At 60.4% G+C, this 17,586-nt stretch carries 14 protein-coding genes; 6 read left to right on the top strand and 8 right to left on the bottom strand.

Features of this window, described 5'->3' with window-relative positions; translation table 11 throughout:
• Window positions 1-140: 140 nt before the first annotated feature.
• Window positions 141-875, top strand: coding sequence for an SDR family oxidoreductase (locus N2601_RS13315; protein WP_260303138.1), 735 nt, complete (start codon window positions 141-143; stop codon window positions 873-875).
• On the opposite strand, the gene N2601_RS13310 is transcribed toward N2601_RS13315, so the two are convergent.
• The 3 genes from N2601_RS13310 to N2601_RS13300 form a co-directional block, all read right to left on the bottom strand.
• Window positions 826-1,764, bottom strand: coding sequence for a LysR family transcriptional regulator (locus N2601_RS13310; RefSeq protein WP_260303137.1), 939 nt, complete (start codon window positions 1,762-1,764; stop codon window positions 826-828). The two genes, N2601_RS13315 and N2601_RS13310, sit on opposite strands and share 50 nt — an antisense overlap.
• Window positions 1,765-1,911: 147 nt before the next feature.
• Window positions 1,912-2,979, bottom strand: coding sequence for a cyclic nucleotide-gated ion channel (locus N2601_RS13305; protein ID WP_104824266.1), 1,068 nt, complete (start codon window positions 2,977-2,979; stop codon window positions 1,912-1,914).
• Between the two features lie 130 nt (window positions 2,980-3,109).
• Window positions 3,110-3,589 carry an Lrp/AsnC family transcriptional regulator gene (locus N2601_RS13300; RefSeq protein WP_104824265.1) on the bottom strand — a complete coding sequence of 160 codons (480 nt, stop codon included), beginning with the start codon at window positions 3,587-3,589 and terminating at the stop codon, window positions 3,110-3,112.
• Between the two features lie 131 nt (window positions 3,590-3,720).
• Between N2601_RS13300 and N2601_RS13295 the strand changes: the two genes are divergently transcribed.
• Both N2601_RS13295 and N2601_RS13290 read left to right on the top strand, forming a co-directional pair.
• Complete coding sequence (locus N2601_RS13295; RefSeq protein WP_104824264.1) at window positions 3,721-4,137, top strand: DUF2000 domain-containing protein; 417 nt, start codon at window positions 3,721-3,723, stop codon at window positions 4,135-4,137.
• 353 nt (window positions 4,138-4,490) lie between these two features.
• Window positions 4,491-4,955 (top strand): Hsp20 family protein, encoded by a 465-nt coding sequence (locus N2601_RS13290; protein WP_104824263.1) that lies wholly within the window; start codon window positions 4,491-4,493, stop codon window positions 4,953-4,955.
• Window positions 4,956-5,062: 107 nt separating this feature from the next.
• Here N2601_RS13290 and N2601_RS13285 read toward each other — a convergent pair whose 3' ends face one another.
• Window positions 5,063-6,085 carry a bile acid:sodium symporter family protein gene (locus N2601_RS13285; RefSeq protein ID WP_104824262.1) on the bottom strand — a complete coding sequence of 341 codons (1,023 nt, stop codon included), beginning with the start codon at window positions 6,083-6,085 and terminating at the stop codon, window positions 5,063-5,065.
• Between the two features lie 105 nt (window positions 6,086-6,190).
• Between N2601_RS13285 and N2601_RS13280 the strand changes: the two genes are divergently transcribed.
• Window positions 6,191-7,048, top strand: a complete 858-nt coding sequence (locus N2601_RS13280; RefSeq protein ID WP_104824261.1) for a LysR family transcriptional regulator — start codon at window positions 6,191-6,193, stop codon at window positions 7,046-7,048.
• A 141-nt stretch (window positions 7,049-7,189) separates the two neighbouring features.
• On the opposite strand, the gene N2601_RS13275 is transcribed toward N2601_RS13280, so the two are convergent.
• Together N2601_RS13275 and N2601_RS13270 are read right to left on the bottom strand one after the other, a co-directional pair.
• Complete coding sequence (locus tag N2601_RS13275) at window positions 7,190-7,312, bottom strand: hypothetical protein (protein WP_260303136.1); 123 nt, start codon at window positions 7,310-7,312, stop codon at window positions 7,190-7,192.
• A gap of 149 nt (window positions 7,313-7,461) precedes the next feature.
• On the bottom strand, window positions 7,462-8,508 hold the full coding sequence (locus N2601_RS13270; RefSeq protein ID WP_104824260.1) for a threonine aldolase family protein: 1,047 nt from the start codon (window positions 8,506-8,508) through the stop codon (window positions 7,462-7,464).
• A 568-nt stretch (window positions 8,509-9,076) separates the two neighbouring features.
• Here N2601_RS13270 and gltB point away from each other — a divergent pair.
• Window positions 9,077-13,816, top strand: coding sequence for a glutamate synthase large subunit (gene gltB, locus N2601_RS13265; protein WP_104824259.1), 4,740 nt, complete (start codon window positions 9,077-9,079; stop codon window positions 13,814-13,816).
• 162 nt (window positions 13,817-13,978) lie between these two features.
• The gene (locus tag N2601_RS13260) at window positions 13,979-15,433 is read left to right on the top strand and encodes a glutamate synthase subunit beta (RefSeq protein ID WP_104824258.1); all 1,455 of its coding nucleotides are present in this window, start codon (window positions 13,979-13,981) and stop codon (window positions 15,431-15,433) included.
• A 66-nt stretch (window positions 15,434-15,499) separates the two neighbouring features.
• Here N2601_RS13260 and N2601_RS13255 read toward each other — a convergent pair whose 3' ends face one another.
• Both N2601_RS13255 and N2601_RS13250 read right to left on the bottom strand, forming a co-directional pair.
• Window positions 15,500-16,249 carry an aminoacyl--tRNA ligase-related protein gene (locus N2601_RS13255; protein ID WP_104824257.1) on the bottom strand — a complete coding sequence of 250 codons (750 nt, stop codon included), beginning with the start codon at window positions 16,247-16,249 and terminating at the stop codon, window positions 15,500-15,502.
• A gap of 247 nt (window positions 16,250-16,496) precedes the next feature.
• Window positions 16,497-17,582, bottom strand: a complete 1,086-nt coding sequence (locus N2601_RS13250) for a serine hydrolase domain-containing protein (RefSeq protein ID WP_104824256.1) — start codon at window positions 17,580-17,582, stop codon at window positions 16,497-16,499.
• Window positions 17,583-17,586 lie beyond the last annotated feature (4 nt).

Here is a 17,586-nt window from a genome sequence, read left to right as displayed (position 1 = left end):
TGTAGGGAATTGCAACTGCTTTGTTGGCGGCGGTATGCCTCCATCTGCGTCTCCGATAGCACTATCGTTTTTCTCCGTTTCCCCTCCTTGCGCGTCTCTGCGAGTTCTCGGCCGTGGTCATCCGTATGGGAATGAAAGACATGGCAATTGCTGAAATCGTGAATTCAAGAATTCTTATTGTTGGCGGCAGCTCTGGAATGGGCTTGGCGCTGGCGAAACGCTCGCTCGCCGTCGGTGCCGAGGTCATCATCGTTGGGCGGAACGCGGACAAACTGAAGCGCACCGGCGCGGAATTCCAAAATCCGGCACTTTCCACGATCGCGACCGATATCACGCAGGAAGGCCAGGTTGCCGATCTATTCGAGCGGGTCGGTCGGCTCGACCATATCGTGAGCACAGCCGCCGATATCGAAGGTGCTTATGAGCTGCTGCCCTCGCTGGATCTCAAAGCTGCGCAAAAGGTTGTGGAAAGCAAATTCTACGGACCGCTATTGCTGGCGAAATATGGCGCGCCAGCACTCTCTCCAACTGGCTCCATCACCTTCACATCCGGTATCGCGGCCTATCGTCCAGCGGCGCGAGGGTCGGTTGTTGCCGCCGTCAATGCGGGCTTGGAAGGGCTGGTCCGGGCGCTCGCGGTCGAGTTGGCGCCAATCCGTGTGAATGCCGTTTCGCCCGGCTGGGTCGACACACTGATCTGGACGCTCGTTGCCGGCGACAAGAAGGACGAGACGCTGAACGCCATGGCAAAACGGCTGCCGGTTGGGCGCGTAGGACAACCGGAAGATATCGCCGACGCCATCAGTTTCCTGATGGGCAATGCTTTCACAACGGGAACGATACTGCATGTCGAGGGCGGGCACCGGTTGGTTTAGCGGGTACGAAACCGTTGCTTTCGGCTGCCAGCAACAATTTCAAGGCTGGGGGCTGAACACGCCTGCGCCGCCAAATCATCACAAGCGACGCTGTCCGGGTTGGGCCGGGCCAGGGCAGCTCGTTGATTTCGCCGCGATCGAGGGCGTCGGCGACCGCAAGCCGCGGAACCAGGCTCATCCCTGTACCGGCTGCCACGAGCCGGGCAATTGTACCGATGCTGCCGACTTCGGCGGCGAGTTTCGGTGCCGCTATCCCAGCCTCGTCGAAGACCTTGTCGAACAGGTGTCGATAGATGCAACCGGCCTCGGTTGCGACGAAGCTCGTAGAAGCAAGCGCAGCCAAATCGCCTCCTTTCGATAAGGATTCCTGCCCAGGAGGCGCGATAAGAACCAATGGCTCCGCCGATATCATCCGCTTCGCCAGGCGTTCATCGAGACCGTCCTTGTCAAAACAGAAGGCGACATCGATCTCGCCGTCTTCGACCTTCCGCAATAGATCGCCGCTGCCTGCAACTTTCAGCCGCAGATTGACATCAGGATGATTGCTTTGAAAAGCCGCCAGCCATTGCGGAAGCCTCACGGAAGCAATCGTCTCCAGTGCGCCGATCGTCACCGTTCCCGCGGTGCGCCCCGAGGCTGCCTCGACGGCCGCACGCGCCTCGTCCGCCATCATCAGAATTTCTTCGGCATAGGGTCTCAGTGCTTCGCCCGCTGCCGTGAGTTCCAAGCCCGATCTCAACCGAATAAAGAGCTTAGTGCCCAGTTCGGTTTCGAGCGACTGGATTTGATCGCTCACGCTCGATTGCGCGAGATTCACCTCCTCGGCCGCACGAGTGAAATTCCGATTTCGGGCAACCGCCAGGAATGTCTTGAGTAGTCTCGGATGCATTGAGCCGTGCCGAAGTGGGATCAGAACAAGCGTCACCAAATGAGGAGGCAGCGCCGAGGCGACGCAACGATATCGATTTTGTCACCGCCAACAGATTACGAAACGGTCGTATAGAAGGTCAACGGGGCCGAGCCATCGGCGTCGCCCTCAAGTCTTCGGTGTCGTACCGCGGCGCTCGAGTGCTGTTTTGCGAATGATGTCGGCGATCTCCGGGCTGCTGCTGGACAGCATCTGGAAGTCGGCGGAATAGAGCGAGAGGAGCGAGACCTCGGTGACGGCGCTGACGGTTGCCGAGCGGGGTTCGCCGCTGATCAGCGCCATCTCGCCGAAGAAGCTGCCGGAGCCGAGCTCCACCGGATGTGGTGTCGCGACGCTGACGCGGCCTTCGACGATGAAAAACATCTGATCGCCCGTGTCGCCCTTGCGGCAGATTGCGGTGCCCGCCGGTACGACGCGCGGCCTCAGCGCCCGTACGATCTCGATCAGTGCGGCAGAACCAAGTTTTTGGAACAGCGGCACGGCCGCAACCAACTGCCAATTGCGCACGAAGTCCTGGCGGCGGACCTCTTCGTAGAAGCCGGTGGCGAGGATGCCGGCCCAAAGGGCAAAGATGCCGATGCCGCTCATCATAACCAGTCCGGCGAGAACGCGGCCGGCGAAGCTTTGCGGAATCTCGTCGCCGTAGCCGGTGGTCGATAAGGTCACTACCGCCCACCACATCGCCAGGGGTATGCTGCCGAACTTGTCGGGCTGGACATCGCGCTCGATGACATAGGCTGCGAGTGCCGCGCCGAATAGAACAATGCCGAAGATCGAAGTGACGCCGATCAGGTTGGGCGCCTCTTTAGTGAGGACCCTGCCCAATAGTCGGAAGAAGTTCGAGCCGCGCAGGGGTTTCAGCAGCCAGATGGCACAATAGAGGCTTTGGTCGCGGCCGCCGACGAACAGGAACGCAGCCATGGGGATGAGAACGGCGAGCACATCGACGACTATTTCCGGCCCCTTGTCGCGAACTTTTTTTGTCCGACGGACGATCAGCGTTTCGATCAATTGCAGGACATAGGCAGCCCAGATGCCGGCAAGCAGGACTTCCAGAATGAGCCTAGTCTGTCCGGTCATGTCCGGCATGGTGAGCGCAGCAACGGTCACGAGACCGATTGCAGCAAGCAGCGCGCTCAGCGGCTCAGAAATCTTCGAGAAAGGGAGTGCCGACATTCAACAACCTCCCCGACCGGCCTGCCACTCACCTAAGCATAGGATGCCTTCGGCCCAAACGTAAAGGGCTGTCGAGGCATGCGCAGCAGCCAAGTGTTGACCAGTGAACGAGCAAATTCGTCTTGGGCCGTTATCGCTGCCCGACACCCAGCGGAAACCCCTTGAAAGGCTTGATTTCCTTGAGCACGAACGTCGTCTGCATTTCCTTGATACGGGGCAATCGGCGAACGGCCGCCATCGCGAAATCCGCGTAGCTGTCGAGGTCCGCTGCAACGACCTGCAGCAGGAAATCCGAGTCTCCGGCGATGCTGTAGCATGCTACGACTTCGCTCAGCTTTAGCAGGTCGCGCGAGAATTCCTCGGCTTCGGCCTCGCTGTGGCTATCGATCTTCACCCTGATAAAAGCCAGGACGCCGAGGCCGATCTGGCGCCTGTCGAGGCTTGCCGTATAGCCCTGGATGACCCCTGTTTCTTCCAATTGACGCACACGCCGCCAGCATGGGGAGGTGGAGAGTCCGACTTCGGACGAAAGTGCCTGATTGGTCAGGCGTCCGTCCTTTTGGAGTGCTTCGAGGATTCTCAGGTCGATCGGTTCAAGTGCGGAGGGCATATGTCGCCTTATTATGGGTCGATATGGGTAGAGTCTGCCATATATAGCCAAGTATTGGCAATAAAAGGTAAGAATCTCCGCGACGCCCAGGATATTCTTTTGGGAACATCGACACCAGCAACAGGTTTCCCATGCTTCCCGATATCCGCCTCGCCATCGTCATCAATCCGGATCTGCCGCTCGGGCTGATCGCCAATACCGCCAGCGCTATTGCGATCGGGCTGGGCGCGCGATTTCCTACGCTTGCGGCGCAGCAATTGATCGACAGCGAAGGGCGGGCCATCGACATCAGTTCGAACATGCCGGTTCCGATGCTGCAGGCGGATGCCGATACCATCCGGTCGCTGCTGCTGAAGGCATTGCCGCCGCAGGGCGAACGGGCGGTCGTCGCCTTTCCGGCATTTGCACGCTCTCTGCACGATTACAGGGAGTATGAGGCAATGTTTCCCGACCGAGACCTCCAAATGGAAGCGATTGACGGTCTGGGGATAGCGGGTCCGTCGAAATGGGTGAAATCGCTGACGGGCTCGCTGAAGCTGTTGCGCTGACGGAAGGAAAGAAAAGGGCCGGCTTGCGGAGATAGAGAGATCCGCGTCGCCGGCCTAGCAAGGACTGAAGAAGAAGGGACGATACACTTCAGTCATCGGACAGTGAATGTATCCGATGGTTCCATTGGTAGGCCCGCCAGCCTGAACGGGTGCCGAACCGGCCGTTCATCTGTGGTTCACGCGGCGTTATGTCTGAAATTCGGGAGATGTCTTCAGGGGTCTTGAACTCCCGAAAAGCGATCACCATCTCCACTCTGCGGGTGCCAAAAGGGCTCGCATAACCGTCCCGAGACCGCCCAGAGCGGGGTCATGGGGCACAACCGAATCGCAATCGTCGCTCACAGGAGGACACCATGCGTCACGTAGATTTCTCTCCCCTTTATCGTTCCACCGTCGGTTTCGACCGTCTCTTCACCATGCTTGACAGCCTTGCGCAGCCGGATCAGGCCCAGACCTATCCGCCCTACAACATCGAGCGTACCGGTGAGAACACCTATCGCATCACCATGGCCGTTGCCGGTTTCGATGAAAAGGAACTGAGCATCGAGGCTCATGCCCATGTTCTCCAGGTCAAGGGTGAAAAGAGCGAGGAGCCGGCTGAGGCCAGCGAATATCTCTATCGCGGTATCGCCAAGCGCGCCTTCGAGCGCCGCTTCCAGCTCGCCGATCATGTCGAGGTCCAGGCGGCTTCGCTGAAGAATGGTCTGCTGCACATCGATCTGTTGCGCAACATTCCGGAAGCCATGAAGCCCCGCCGTATCTCCATCGCCGCCGAGCCGGTCGAGACCCCGAAGGCAATCGAGGCCCGTATCAACTAACGGCCTTCAATCAATAGACCAAAGACCGATCCTCCCAAGGTCACAAAAGCAAGGCGGCGCTCCGTTGGGGCGCCGCCTTTTGTATTCGATCGTGGCTGGAATGGTCCTCACGCGGCGTTCGGGGCTCCGTTCGCCTTGGAGGCCACGCCCGCCTTGGCCGCTTCCCGCCTCTTGGCGGCATCCGCATATTTTTGGGCGATGACGGCGCAGGCCATCAACTGGATTTGGTGAAACAGCATCAGTGGCAGGACAATGGCGCCGATGCCCTGGCCGGCGAAGATGACGTTGGCCATCGGAACGCCGCTCGCAAGCGATTTTTTCGAACCGCAGAAGGTGATGGTGATCTCGTCGGCGCGGGAGAAGCCGAGCGCGCGACTGCCGAACATGGTGATGCAGAGCACCAGCGCCAGAAGCACGATGTTGGCGACGATGACCGTGGCGATATCGACGAGCGAGAAGGCATGCCACAGGCCCTCGACGACGGCCTCGCTGAAGGCCGAATAGACGACCATCAGGATCGAGCCACGGTCAACCGGCATCAGGATCGTCTTCTTCGAGCGTATCCAATTGCCGATCCACGGCTGCAGGACCTGGCCGGCGATGAAGGGCGCGAGCAGTTGCAGCATGATCTGCTCCAGCACGTCCCAGGAGAATCCACCGCCATGGCCGCCAACAGAGAAGAGCACGCCGACGAGCAGGGGCGTCAGGAACATGCCGAAAATATTGGAGGCCGACGCGGCGCAGATCGCGGCCGGCACATTGCCGCCGGCAATCGAGGTGAAGGCGATCGAGGACTGCACCGTTGAGGGCAGCACGCTGAGGAACAGGATGCCGGTGTAAAGCGCTTGCGGCAGAAGGGCCGGTACCAGCACGCCCATGGCGAGAGCCAGGAGCGGGAAAATGCCGAAGGTGGTCAGCAGGATGACCAGGTGCAGCCGCCAATGCAGCAGACCGGCAATGACCACATCCCGCGACAGGCGCGCGCCGTGCAGGAAGAACAGCAGGCCGATGGCAAAATTGGTGGCGGTGCCGAAGTAGCTGGCGCTGGTCCCTTGCACGGGGAAGAAGGATGCCGTCAACACGGTGAGCACGAGGAGGATGGTGAAAGTGTCTGGAAGAAAGCGGCGCATGATGCCAACCCCGATTTGCAATTCCGTAAGATTAGTTCTAGCACATAGACCTATCGTGATCCGCGATGCAAGGAATAACAGTTATCGTGATTCAGGATGAGTGTCATGCTTGATCTCACGCAATTGCGCAGCTTCGTTGCCGTCGAGCAGATGGGCAGCTTCACGCTCGCGGCCGAGCGGCTTGGCCTCGGCCAGCCCACGGTCAGCCAGCATATCCAGCGGCTGGAAACTACGCTTGGCCGCAAGCTTCTGGCCCGCGACACGCATCGAGTGGTGTTGACGGGCGACGGCGAGGCGCTGCTCGGCCATGCCCGGCAGATGCTGTCGATCGAGGGGGAGGTGCAGCAGCTCTTTGCCGGCAACAGTCTGCGCGGCACCCTGCGGCTCGGTGTCTCCGAGGATTTCGTCACCAGCCAGTTGCCGGATGTGCTGGAAGAATTCGTTCGCTCGCATCCTTCCGTCGATCTCGAATTGACGGTCGCGCTCAGCGGCACGCTCTATGAAATGCAGGACAATGGCGACCTCGACCTCGTTCTTGCCAAGCGCCGCCTCGGCGACGCCAGGGGGAGGCTCGTCTATCGTGAGCCGCTGGTCTGGCTGGCGCGCGATCCGGAGCGCATTCGCAAGCTCGCGGCGCCTTTACCGCTGATCGCCTTTCCCGCCCCAAGCGTTACCCGGGCCGTAGCGCTTGAGGCGCTGCGCCGTCAACAGGTGCCCTGGCGCATCGTCTGTACCTGCGGCAGCCTCAGCGGCCTGACGGCGGCGGCGCGTGCCGGCATGGGCGTCCTCGTTCAGCCCCGCAGCATGGCGCCAACAGGACTGTCGGAAATTGCGCCCGGTTGGCTGCCGATGCTGGAGGACGTCGAATTCGTGTTGGTGCCACGCAAGGGAGCGGATCAGTTGCTGGTCAGCGCCTTGTCGGAGGATATTCTGGCGAAGGTGAGAGGGCTGAGATCCATCTGACGTATCAGAGCGGCGATGCCATCCATAAAAAATATTTAGAATCATATGGATAATATTCTGAACTTCGCTGAAGTTCCTTCGCCGGCTTCCGACACGCCTTCCGCGTGTCCTACCTTTTTGATTCACCTATTCAGGTTCATGTCAGTTTTCGTTGGTACCCTTGAAGCCAACTAAACGAGCTGAGTCGAGGAAAATCAGCCCGATGAAATATGGTGCGATGTTTATTTGCGGGCTGGTCGCCTGCGTGATGGCGATGACGGTCATAACCCGCCATATGCCAGGCCAATCGGGCCAAGACGTTTCACATTCCGCACTGTTCATGCACCCAAGTGAGAATTTAACCTCCAAATGAGGTGCTGAGCGCCGCGTGCGTCCCAATGGGACAGCTACGGCGCTCCTTTTTTACCCGAAAATCAGGCGAGGCAAGCCAGGAAGCCGGCGACATCGTCATCTGTCGTGGCGAAGCTGGTGACGAGGCGGATCAGTGTCTCGTTCGCGTTTACCAGCTCGGGGCGCGATTCCGGGATCGGCCATTCGTAGAACTTTGCACCCCTGTCCTCGGCGGTCTTGGCGGCCGATTTCGAAATGATCGCAAAGACTTCGTTCGAGGCGGTCGGCCAGGCGAGGCGTGCGGTGGCGACCTGCTCGATGCCAGCGCGCAGGCGATCGGCCATACGGTTGGAATGGCGGGCAAGGTCGAGCCAGAGGCCATCTTCGAAATAGCCGTCGAACTGGGCGGCGATGAAACGCGACTTGGAGAAAAGCTGGGCGGCGCGTTTGCGGATGAAGTGCATCTCCTTCGCCTGCTCCGGATTGAAGAAGACGATCGCCTCCGCGCACCAGCAGCCGTTTTTGGTGCCGCCGAAGGAAAGGATGTCGACGCCGCGCTTCCAGGTCATTTCCGCCGGGCTGACGCCGAGCGCGACCAGCGCATTGGCGAAGCGGGCGCCATCCATGTGCAGTGGCAGGCTGTTTGCCTTGCAGACGGAGGCGATGGCGTCGATTTCAGCGAGTGAATAGACCGTGCCGATCTCCGTTGCCTGGGTGATGGTCACTGCCGCGGCGCGGCCATGATGGAGGTCATCCTGCGGAAAGCGGGCGACCTTGGTGACGAGCGCCTTCACGTCGATTTTACCGGCCGCACCATCGACCGTCGCCAGCCGCGCCCCGCTGAAGAAATCCGGCGCCCCGCATTCGTCCTCGGCGACATGTGCTTCTGGATGGCAGAAGCTGACGCCGCCCGGCTTCTGGACGCTGGCGAGCGACAGCGAATTGGCGGCCGTGCCGGTTGCGACGAAGAAGACGGCGACCTCACGCTCGAAGATCTCGGCGAACTTAGCTTCAATCTTCTGGTCGAGATCGCTGGTGCCGTAGGCTGCGGCGAAACCGCCGGATTCGGCAAGGAGGCGTTCGGCGATCTTGGCATGGGCGCCGGCCCAATTATCGGAAGCAAAAAACATGGATATGCACCAACTGAATCAACGGGATTACGGGAGGGTTAGCTGAGGTCCGACGGACATTAATCCAATGCCGCAGGGGATCAAGAGTGCCATGCTGAAGGACACATCACAGAAATTGATCTACGCAATCAACAAACAAAATGATGCGGTGCGGTGAAACTTTCTTGCTCGAATTTTGAAGCATCGGCAATCTTCCGTCGCGGGTTAACGTTATTTTGCCGTTTTGCTCTTGCGAAGCCGATCACTTTCTGGCATAGAGCTGATGAATTAGGACAGGGTTGCTGTCCTATTTTGGCCGCCAAGGCCGAAGATGCGCTAGAGGGTCCTGACGATATCGGGATTTCGAGCTATAGTTACCGCGAGCATGTCCTATCGAGCCGTGAGGCGATCAGGCGGAGCGGCGGTGGAATAAGCAAGGCGCGGAACGCTGACGACGGGCTCCACCAAGGAGTCATGGTCTGCGGCCCGATCTTCACAATGCAACAGCGCTGTCGCGCGTCGGACCCGATAACGGGGCGGCGCGGGACGAAGGATCGCCCGCGATGCGGGCCTTACCGGAGGGAAAACGATGACGAACAGGACGCCGTCCATGACTTTTGACCATATCGCAGCAGCAGAGGCTGCCGCCACGGTCAATACGTCGAAACGTGCCGATCGTTTGGCCTCGGGAGGCCTCCCGCCGAAGCAGGGCCTCTATGATCCGCGCAATGAACATGATGCCTGCGGCGTTGGTTTTGTCGCGCATATGAAGGGCCAGAAGTCGCACCAGATCGTGCGCGACGGCCTGTTCATTCTGGAAAACCTGACGCATCGCGGCGCTGTCGGCGCCGATCCGCTGATGGGCGATGGCGCCGGCATTCTCGTGCAGATTCCGGACCGCTTCTTCCGCGAGGAAATGGCCTTGCAGGGCGTTACCCTGCCGAAGGCCGGCGAATATGGCGTCGGCCATTTCTTCCTGCCGCGCGACGAGGCGCTGATCGAGCATTTCAAGACCGCCATCAAGCAGGTCGTCGCCGAAGAGGGCCAGGTTCTGCTCGGCTTCCGCGATGTGCCGGTCGACAACTCCTCGCTCTCGAAGGCGCCTGACATCGCCGCTACAGAGCCGCATCATGTGCAGGTCTTCATCGGCGCCGGCCGCGATGCCGGCACGCATGAGGAATTCGAGCGCCGCCTGTTCACTCTGCGCAAGGTGATCTCCAACCGCATCTATGCGGAATATGAGGGCGAAGAGAGCAATTTCTACCCGGTCTCGCTGTCGAGCTCGACCGTGGTCTACAAGGGCATGTTCCTCGCCTATCAGGTCGGCGCCTATTACAAGGATCTAGCCGATCCGCGTTTCGAATCGGCCGTCGCTCTCGTGCACCAGCGCTTTTCCACCAACACCTTCCCGTCGTGGAAGCTGGCGCACCCCTATCGCATGGTCGCCCATAACGGAGAAATCAACACGCTGCGCGGCAACGTCAACTGGATGGCGGCGCGCCAGGCTTCGGTCTCTTCGCCGCTCTTCGGCGACGACATCTCCAAGCTCTGGCCGATTTCCTACGAAGGACAGTCGGACACCGCCTGCTTCGACAACGCGCTCGAATTCCTCGTGCGCGGTGGTTATTCCATGGCGCATGCCGTGATGATGCTGATCCCGGAAGCCTGGGCCGGCAACCAGTTGATGGCGGCGGAACGCAAGGCGTTCTACGAATATCATGCCGCCCTGATGGAGCCGTGGGATGGTCCGGCCGCTGTCGCCTTCACCGATGGCAAGCAGATCGGCGCGACGCTCGACCGCAACGGCCTGCGTCCGGCCCGCTATCTCGTCACCAACGACGATCGCGTCATCATGGCGTCCGAAGCCGGCGTTTTGCCGGTTGAGGAAGAAAAGATCATTCAGAAGTGGCGCCTGCAGCCGGGCAAGATGCTGCTCATCGATATGGAAAAGGGCCGGATCATCTCCGACGACGAGGTGAAGTCGGAGCTTGCGACCAAGCATCCCTATCGGAGCTGGCTCAACCGCACGCAGTTGATCCTCGAAGACTTGAAGCCGGTGGAGCCGCGGGCGCTGCGCCGCGACGTGTCGCTGCTCGATCGCCAGCAGGCTTTCGGCTACACGCTGGAAGACACCAAGATCCTGATGTCGCCGATGGCGACGACGGGGCAGGAGGCGATTGGCTCCATGGGCACGGACACGCCGATCTCGGCCATGTCCGACAAGCCGAAGCTGCTCTATACCTATTTCAAGCAGAACTTCGCGCAGGTCACCAACCCGCCGATCGACCCGATCCGCGAAGAGCTGGTGATGAGCCTCGTTTCCTTCATCGGTCCGCGCCCGAACCTGCTCGACCATACCGGCATGGCCAATGCCAAGCGGCTGGAAGTGCGTCAGCCGATCCTGACCAATGGCGATCTGGAAAAGATCCGCTCGATCGGTCATACGGAAGACCGTTTCGACACCAAGACGCTGGACTTCACCTATGATGTCGAGCGCGGTGCCGAAGGCATGCCGGAAATGCTGGACCGTCTCTGCGAGCGTGCGGAAGCGGCCGTTCGCGGCGGCTACAACATCATCGTGCTGTCCGACCGCCAGATCGGGCCGGACCGCATCGCGATCCCGGCGCTGCTGGCGACGGCGGCCGTTCACCATCACCTAATCCGCAAGGGGCTGCGCACGTCGGTCGGTATCGTCGTTGAAACCGGCGAGCCGCGCGAAGTGCACCATTTCTGCCTGCTCGCCGGCTATGGCGCCGAGGCAATCAACCCCTATCTCGCCTTCGACACGCTGCTCGACATGCATCAGCGCGGTGACTTCCCGAAGGAAGTCGATGCGAGCGAAGTCGTCTATCGCTATATCAAGGCGGTCGGCAAAGGCATCCTCAAGGTCATGTCGAAGATGGGCATTTCGACCTATCAGTCCTATTGCGGCGCGCAGATCTTCGATGCGATCGGCCTGCAGCAGGAACTGGTCGACAAGTACTTCTTCGGCACGGCGACGATGATCGAAGGCATCGGCCTCGAAACCATTGCCGAGGAAACCGTTGCCCGTCACAAGTCGGCTTTTGGCCGTGATCCGATCCTGGCAAGCACGCTCGATATCGGCGGCGAATATGCCTACCGTATGCGCGGTGAAAGCCATGCCTGGACGCCGGATGCTGTCGCCGCCCTTCAGCATGCCGTGCGCGGTAATGCTGCGGACCGCTATCGCGAGTTCTCGGAGATGGTCAACCAGTCGGCGCTCCGGATGAACACCATCCGCGGTCTCTTCAAGATCAAGGGTGCGGAAACACTCGGCCGCAAGCCGATCTCGGTCGACGAGGTCGAGCCCGCCGTCGATATCGTCAAGCGCTTCTCGACAGGCGCCATGTCCTTCGGCTCGATCAGCCGTGAGGCGCATACGACGCTGGCGATCGCCATGAACCGCATCGGCGGCAAGTCGAACACCGGCGAAGGCGGAGAAGAATCCGACCGCTACATGCCGCTCTTCGACGGTTCGCCGAACCCGGAACGCTCCGCCATCAAGCAGATCGCCTCCGGCCGCTTCGGTGTGACCACCGAATATCTGGTCAATGCCGACGTGCTGCAGATCAAGGTGGCGCAGGGTGCCAAGCCCGGCGAAGGCGGCCAGTTGCCCGGCCATAAGGTCGACGCCACCGTCGCCAAGACCCGCCATTCGACGCCGGGTGTGGGCCTGATCTCGCCGCCGCCGCACCATGATATCTACTCGATCGAAGATCTGGCGCAGCTCATCTTCGACCTGAAGAACGTCAACCCGACGTCTGATGTGTCGGTCAAGCTCGTCTCGGAAGTCGGTGTCGGCACCGTCGCCGCCGGCGTTGCCAAGGCGCGCGCCGATCACATCACCGTTGCCGGCTTCGACGGTGGTACGGGCGCTTCGCCGCTCACCTCGCTGAAGCATGCGGGTTCGCCCTGGGAAATCGGCCTTGCTGAGACACAGCAGACGCTGGTGCTGAACGGGTTGCGCTCACGCGTCGCCCTGCAGGTGGATGGCGGTCTGAAGACCGGCCGCGACGTCATCGTCGGCGCGCTGCTCGGCGCAGACGAATTCGGTTTCGCCACCGCGCCGTTGATTGCGGCCGGCTGCATCATGATGCGCAAGTGCCACCTCAACACCTGTCCAGTCGGCGTTGCGACGCAGGACCCGGTTCTGCGCAAGCGCTTCAAGGGCACGCCGGAGCATGTCATCAACTACTTCTTCTTCGTTGCGGAGGAAGTGCGCGAAATTCTCGCCTCGCTTGGCGCTACCAAGCTGGACGACATCATCGGCGCTTCGGAACTGCTGGAGAAGGATGATATGCTCGCCCATTGGAAGGCCAAGGGGCTCGACTTCAGCCGCATCTTCCACAAGGTCGATGCGCCGAAGGAAGACACCTATTGGACGACCGTGCAGAAGCACCCGATCGTCGACATTCTCGACCGCAAGCTGATCGAGAAGGCAGAGCCGGCGCTTGCCAGCAAGACGCCGGTCGCCTTCGAAGTCGACATCAAGAACGTCGACCGTTCGGCCGGTGCGATGCTGTCGGGCGCCGTCGCCAAGCGCTATGGTCACCGCGGCCTGAAGGATGACACGATCAACGTCACGCTGAGAGGCACGGCCGGCCAGTCCTTCGGCGCGTTCCTGGCGCGCGGCGTCACCTTCAACCTCATCGGTGACGGTAACGACTACGTCGGCAAGGGTCTTTCGGGTGGCCGCATCATCATCCGTCCGCCGGAAAACTCGCAGATCTCAGCCGAACATTCGATCATCGTCGGCAACACCGTGCTTTACGGCGCGACCGAAGGCGAATGCTACTTCCGTGGCGTCGCCGGTGAGCGTTTTGCGGTGCGCAACTCCGGCGCCATCACCGTCGTCGAAGGCGTGGGTGACCATGGCTGCGAATATATGACCGGCGGTGTCGTCGTCGTGCTCGGCGAAACCGGCCGCAACTTCGCAGCCGGTATGTCGGGCGGCGTCGCTTATGTGCTCGACGAGAAGGGCGATTTCGCCCGTCGCTGCAACATGGCGATGGTCGAGCTGGAACCGGTTCCGGAAGAGGATGAATTGCTGGAGAAGCTGCATCATCACGGCGGCGACCTCATGCACAAGGGACGCGTCGACGTCTCCGGTGACATGACCCGCCACGACGAAGAGCGCCTCTACCAGTTGATTTCGAACCATTTCCACTACACCGGCTCGACGCGGGCAAAGGAAATCCTCGATCACTGGGCCGACTACCGCCCGAAATTCCGCAAGGTCATGCCGGTTGAATACCGTCGTGCGCTGGAAGAGATGGAGCGTAGCCGGATGGGTGTGGCGGCGGAGTGATCCGCTGCACCTCCTCTTCCTTCGAGGATTTCGCGTCCAGTTGCGATCGCAACTGTCGAAAAGCGGAATCGGTTTTGAATTACAGTGCCGGACAAGGCAGCGGGATTTGCCTTCAGGCACGGGAGCCATCGGCTCCTCTATTTAGCGTGAGGAAACGAAAGCATGGGCAAGGTAACAGGCTTCTTGGAAATCGACCGACAGGTTGGCAAGTATCAGCCGGCGTCGGACCGCATCCGGCATTTCCGCGAATTCACGATCCCCATGTCGGACCAGGAAGTGCAGAAACAGGCAGCACGCTGCATGGACTGTGGCATTCCCTATTGCCACGGCCCGACCGGCTGCCCGGTCCACAACCAGATTCCGGATTGGAACGACCTCGTTTACAACAACAATTGGGAAGAGGCGATCCGCAACCTGCATTCGACCAACAACTTCCCGGAATTCACCGGTCGCGTCTGCCCCGCACCTTGCGAGGAAGCCTGCACGCTGAACCTCGAGGATGCCCCGGTCGCGATCAAGACGGTCGAGCAGGCCATTGCCGACAAGGCCTATGAACTCGGCTTCATCCGTCCGGAACCGGCAACCGTCCATACGGGCAAGAAGGTCGCCGTCATCGGCTCCGGCCCCGCCGGCATGGCGGCGGCTCAGCAGCTTGGCCGCGCGGGTCACGAAGTCCATGTTTACGAGCGCGAAACGAAGCCCGGTGGGCTGCTGCGCTACGGCATTCCGGACTTCAAGATGGAGAAGAACTTCATCGACCGCCGCGTCGAACAGATGAAGGGCGAAGGCGTGACCTTCCATTGCGGCGTCAATGTCGGGGTCGACGTCAATGTCGAGCAGCTTCTGGCTGACTATGATGCGGTTCTTTATTGCGGCGGCTCGGAAACCCCGCGCGAAGCCGGCATTCCTGGCACGACGCTAGCAGGCGTCCATGACGCCATGCCCTATCTCGTGCAGCAGAACCGCCGCATCGGCCGCGAAAACATCGACAGCATCGGCTGGCCGTCCGACCCGATCCTTGCCGGCGGCAAGCATATCGTGGTCGTCGGTGGCGGCGATACTGCGTCCGACTGCGTCGGCACCGCGTTCCGCCAGGGTGCCGTCAAGGTGACCCAGCTCGATATCCGCCCGCAGCCGCCGGAAAAGGAAGACAAGCTCGCCGTCTGGCCCTTCTGGGCGACGAAGATGCGTACCTCCTCCTCGCAGGCCGAGGGCGCCGTGCGCGAATTCCAGGTGGCAACGCTGGAATTCATCGGCGAAGACGGCGTACTGACCGGCGTGAAGTGCTGCGAAGTGGATGAGCGCCGCAAGCCGATTGCCGGCACGGAGTTCGTCATCCGCGCCGATCTCGCCTTCATCGCCATCGGCTTCCGCGGTCCGTTCACCGACAGCGTGCTGAAGGAGCTCGACGGCAAGCTGACGCTCAACACCGACAAGCGCGGCTCGACTAATGTCGTCGCCGACGACAAGGACTATAAGACCTCGGTCGACAAGCTCTGGACCGCCGGCGACGTCCGCCGCGGCCAGTCCCTGGTCGTCTGGGCCATCCGCGAAGGCCGCCAGGCCGCCCGCGCGATCGACGAAGCCCTGATGGGCTCGACGGTGCTGCCGCGGTAAACTTCGCCGCCACCTTCATGCAGGTTATCGGAGGGCCGGGTTCGTGATGAGCCCGGCCCTTTCTCTTTATCTGTTTGCTGCGATGTTCCAGTTATAGATGCAGCGATCGAGACCGATCGCGATTTCCAGCACTGCGACGTCGTGGTCCATTGCCGGCCGTTTCTTGGACTGACTGCGATAGCGTTGAGGAAAGTCCGTGCGTTTCGAGATCGAGCAGATCTCCATCCATTTGTCGCCGTTATCGACCTCAATATCCATGGTGACCTCAGAATAGGCCGGAAGGCGATCGGATGGCACGATCCTTGTCGGCAGATGGATCACCGAGGCGATCATTCGGCGGACCGGTTCCAGGGCGGCGGCGTGGTAGTCATTGCCGCTGTCGGCGGTGAAGGCGCATTGGAATTCAAGCTGCCAGAATTCCTTGAGACGAACATGCTTGGTCGATTGGTCCTGTTCCCGGCGATAGGATTTTCCAGCCTGCCAAATACACAATGGCAGCCGCGTTCTGGAATGATTTCCGAGAAGATGCTGCATATAGGCATAGGTTGATGGCGTCGTTTCGGGCCGCAGCACAAGTTCGGCTTCCGTCTTTGATAGCCGCTCCTGTACCCATATGTCCGAATTGGAATAGGCATCCGAGACGAGGCTTCGAGGCATCAAGACCGGAGCTTCGACCCTTCGGATATCCCAGGCGGGGTTTGCGGATCGTAGAACGCTGCCGACTTCATCGGAAAAGAACCGGATGAGATCGTCGCGGAGCCGGATATCCCGCTCTTCCCAATGAACGAGCGAATTGACGTGATAGATATTGAGCACGTGCCTTTCTCCATGGGCAACGTTGATGTCTTGAGGTGAGGGCTTTACGTCCAGCAGCCGCCGGACACGCCAATCGCTCCGGCTGTCACGACTGGACGCGGAGACCTCGGCCGGAGAAAGCGCGCAAAACCACAGCCTGCAGGCAGGTGCGGTTGCGATCGATATGATCTGCGCTGTTCAAGCTCATGCAGTGCTTGTATTGGCGGGTTGCGGCGTTGTCAAACAACCGATTGCCCTGCGTGGACAGCTATCCGCGTAGCGCCGCCGGAAGCACAAATCGCCTAAGCACCGTATCACCGACGGCCGGCTGGAGCGTGGGATTATGGTATAATCCTGCCAACACGACGGCCGTTATGTTCAAGCTGGGAATGACATAGAGTCTTTGTCCACCCCAACCAACGGCGGCGGTCCAGCTAATCTCCTGCCGATCGATCAGCGATCGTCCCAGCCACCATTGGAACCCGTAGAAATACAAGCCTTCACCCTGGACCTGCGGTGACGTAACCTGATCGATCCAGGCTGGTGAAAGGATCCTGGCGTTGTTCCAGGCGCCTTTATTCAACACCAATTGACCGATCTTGGCCACGTCGCGGGGCCGCATGCGCAAGCCGGACGCGACATTGGGCGTTCCGTCCCAGTAGCGAATCCATTCCACCTCTTCGATGCCAAGGGGCTCGAAGAGATATTCCTTCGCAAGCTGATCCGGCCGCCGACTCGATGCCCTATGCAGAATGGCGCCGAGCAGAGCGGTCAAGCCACCATTATAGGTATAGACAGCGCCGGCCGGCCTGGCGACGTTCTGTTCCAGAACGTAGCGGTGAGGGTCAGCAGCCTCCATCATGCGGCGCTCGCTGTTGGCTGGATCGCTGTAGGGCAACTCCTCGCTCCAGGCTAAGCCGGCGGACATGGTGAGCAGATGGCGGAGCGTTATCCTATCTTTTTCCGGCGTGCGGAGATCGGCATGATCAGGAAAAAAGGAGAAAACCGGCGTATCGAGGTCGTCGATCCAGCCGTTTTCGATGGCGATGCCGACGAGCAGAGAGGTGATGCTTTTGGTGATAGAGCGAAGATCGTGTTTGAGGCCTGCATGGAAGGCCACGCGGCCTAGCGGAGTCCCCCATGTCCTGTCCTCGCCGGTGAAATATCGCTCGTAGACCAGTTTGCCATGGCGGGCGATCAAGATGGCATGGGCATTTGCCTCTGTCCACGCTTCGAAATGCGGACCGATCCCTCGCAATCTGTCCGCATCGAAGCCGTGCTCCTCAGGGATTGATGATATCCATCCATCCGCTGATACTTCCGGTAGACCAAGGTCTGCGTGCGATTCCAGCATGCGA

The sequence above is a fragment of the Rhizobium sp. CB3060 genome (assembly GCF_025200735.1).
Classification (GTDB): Bacteria; Pseudomonadota; Alphaproteobacteria; order Rhizobiales; family Rhizobiaceae; genus Rhizobium.
The sequence above is the reverse complement of the archived record's forward strand: the minus strand, read 5'-3'. Positions and strand labels throughout refer to the sequence as shown.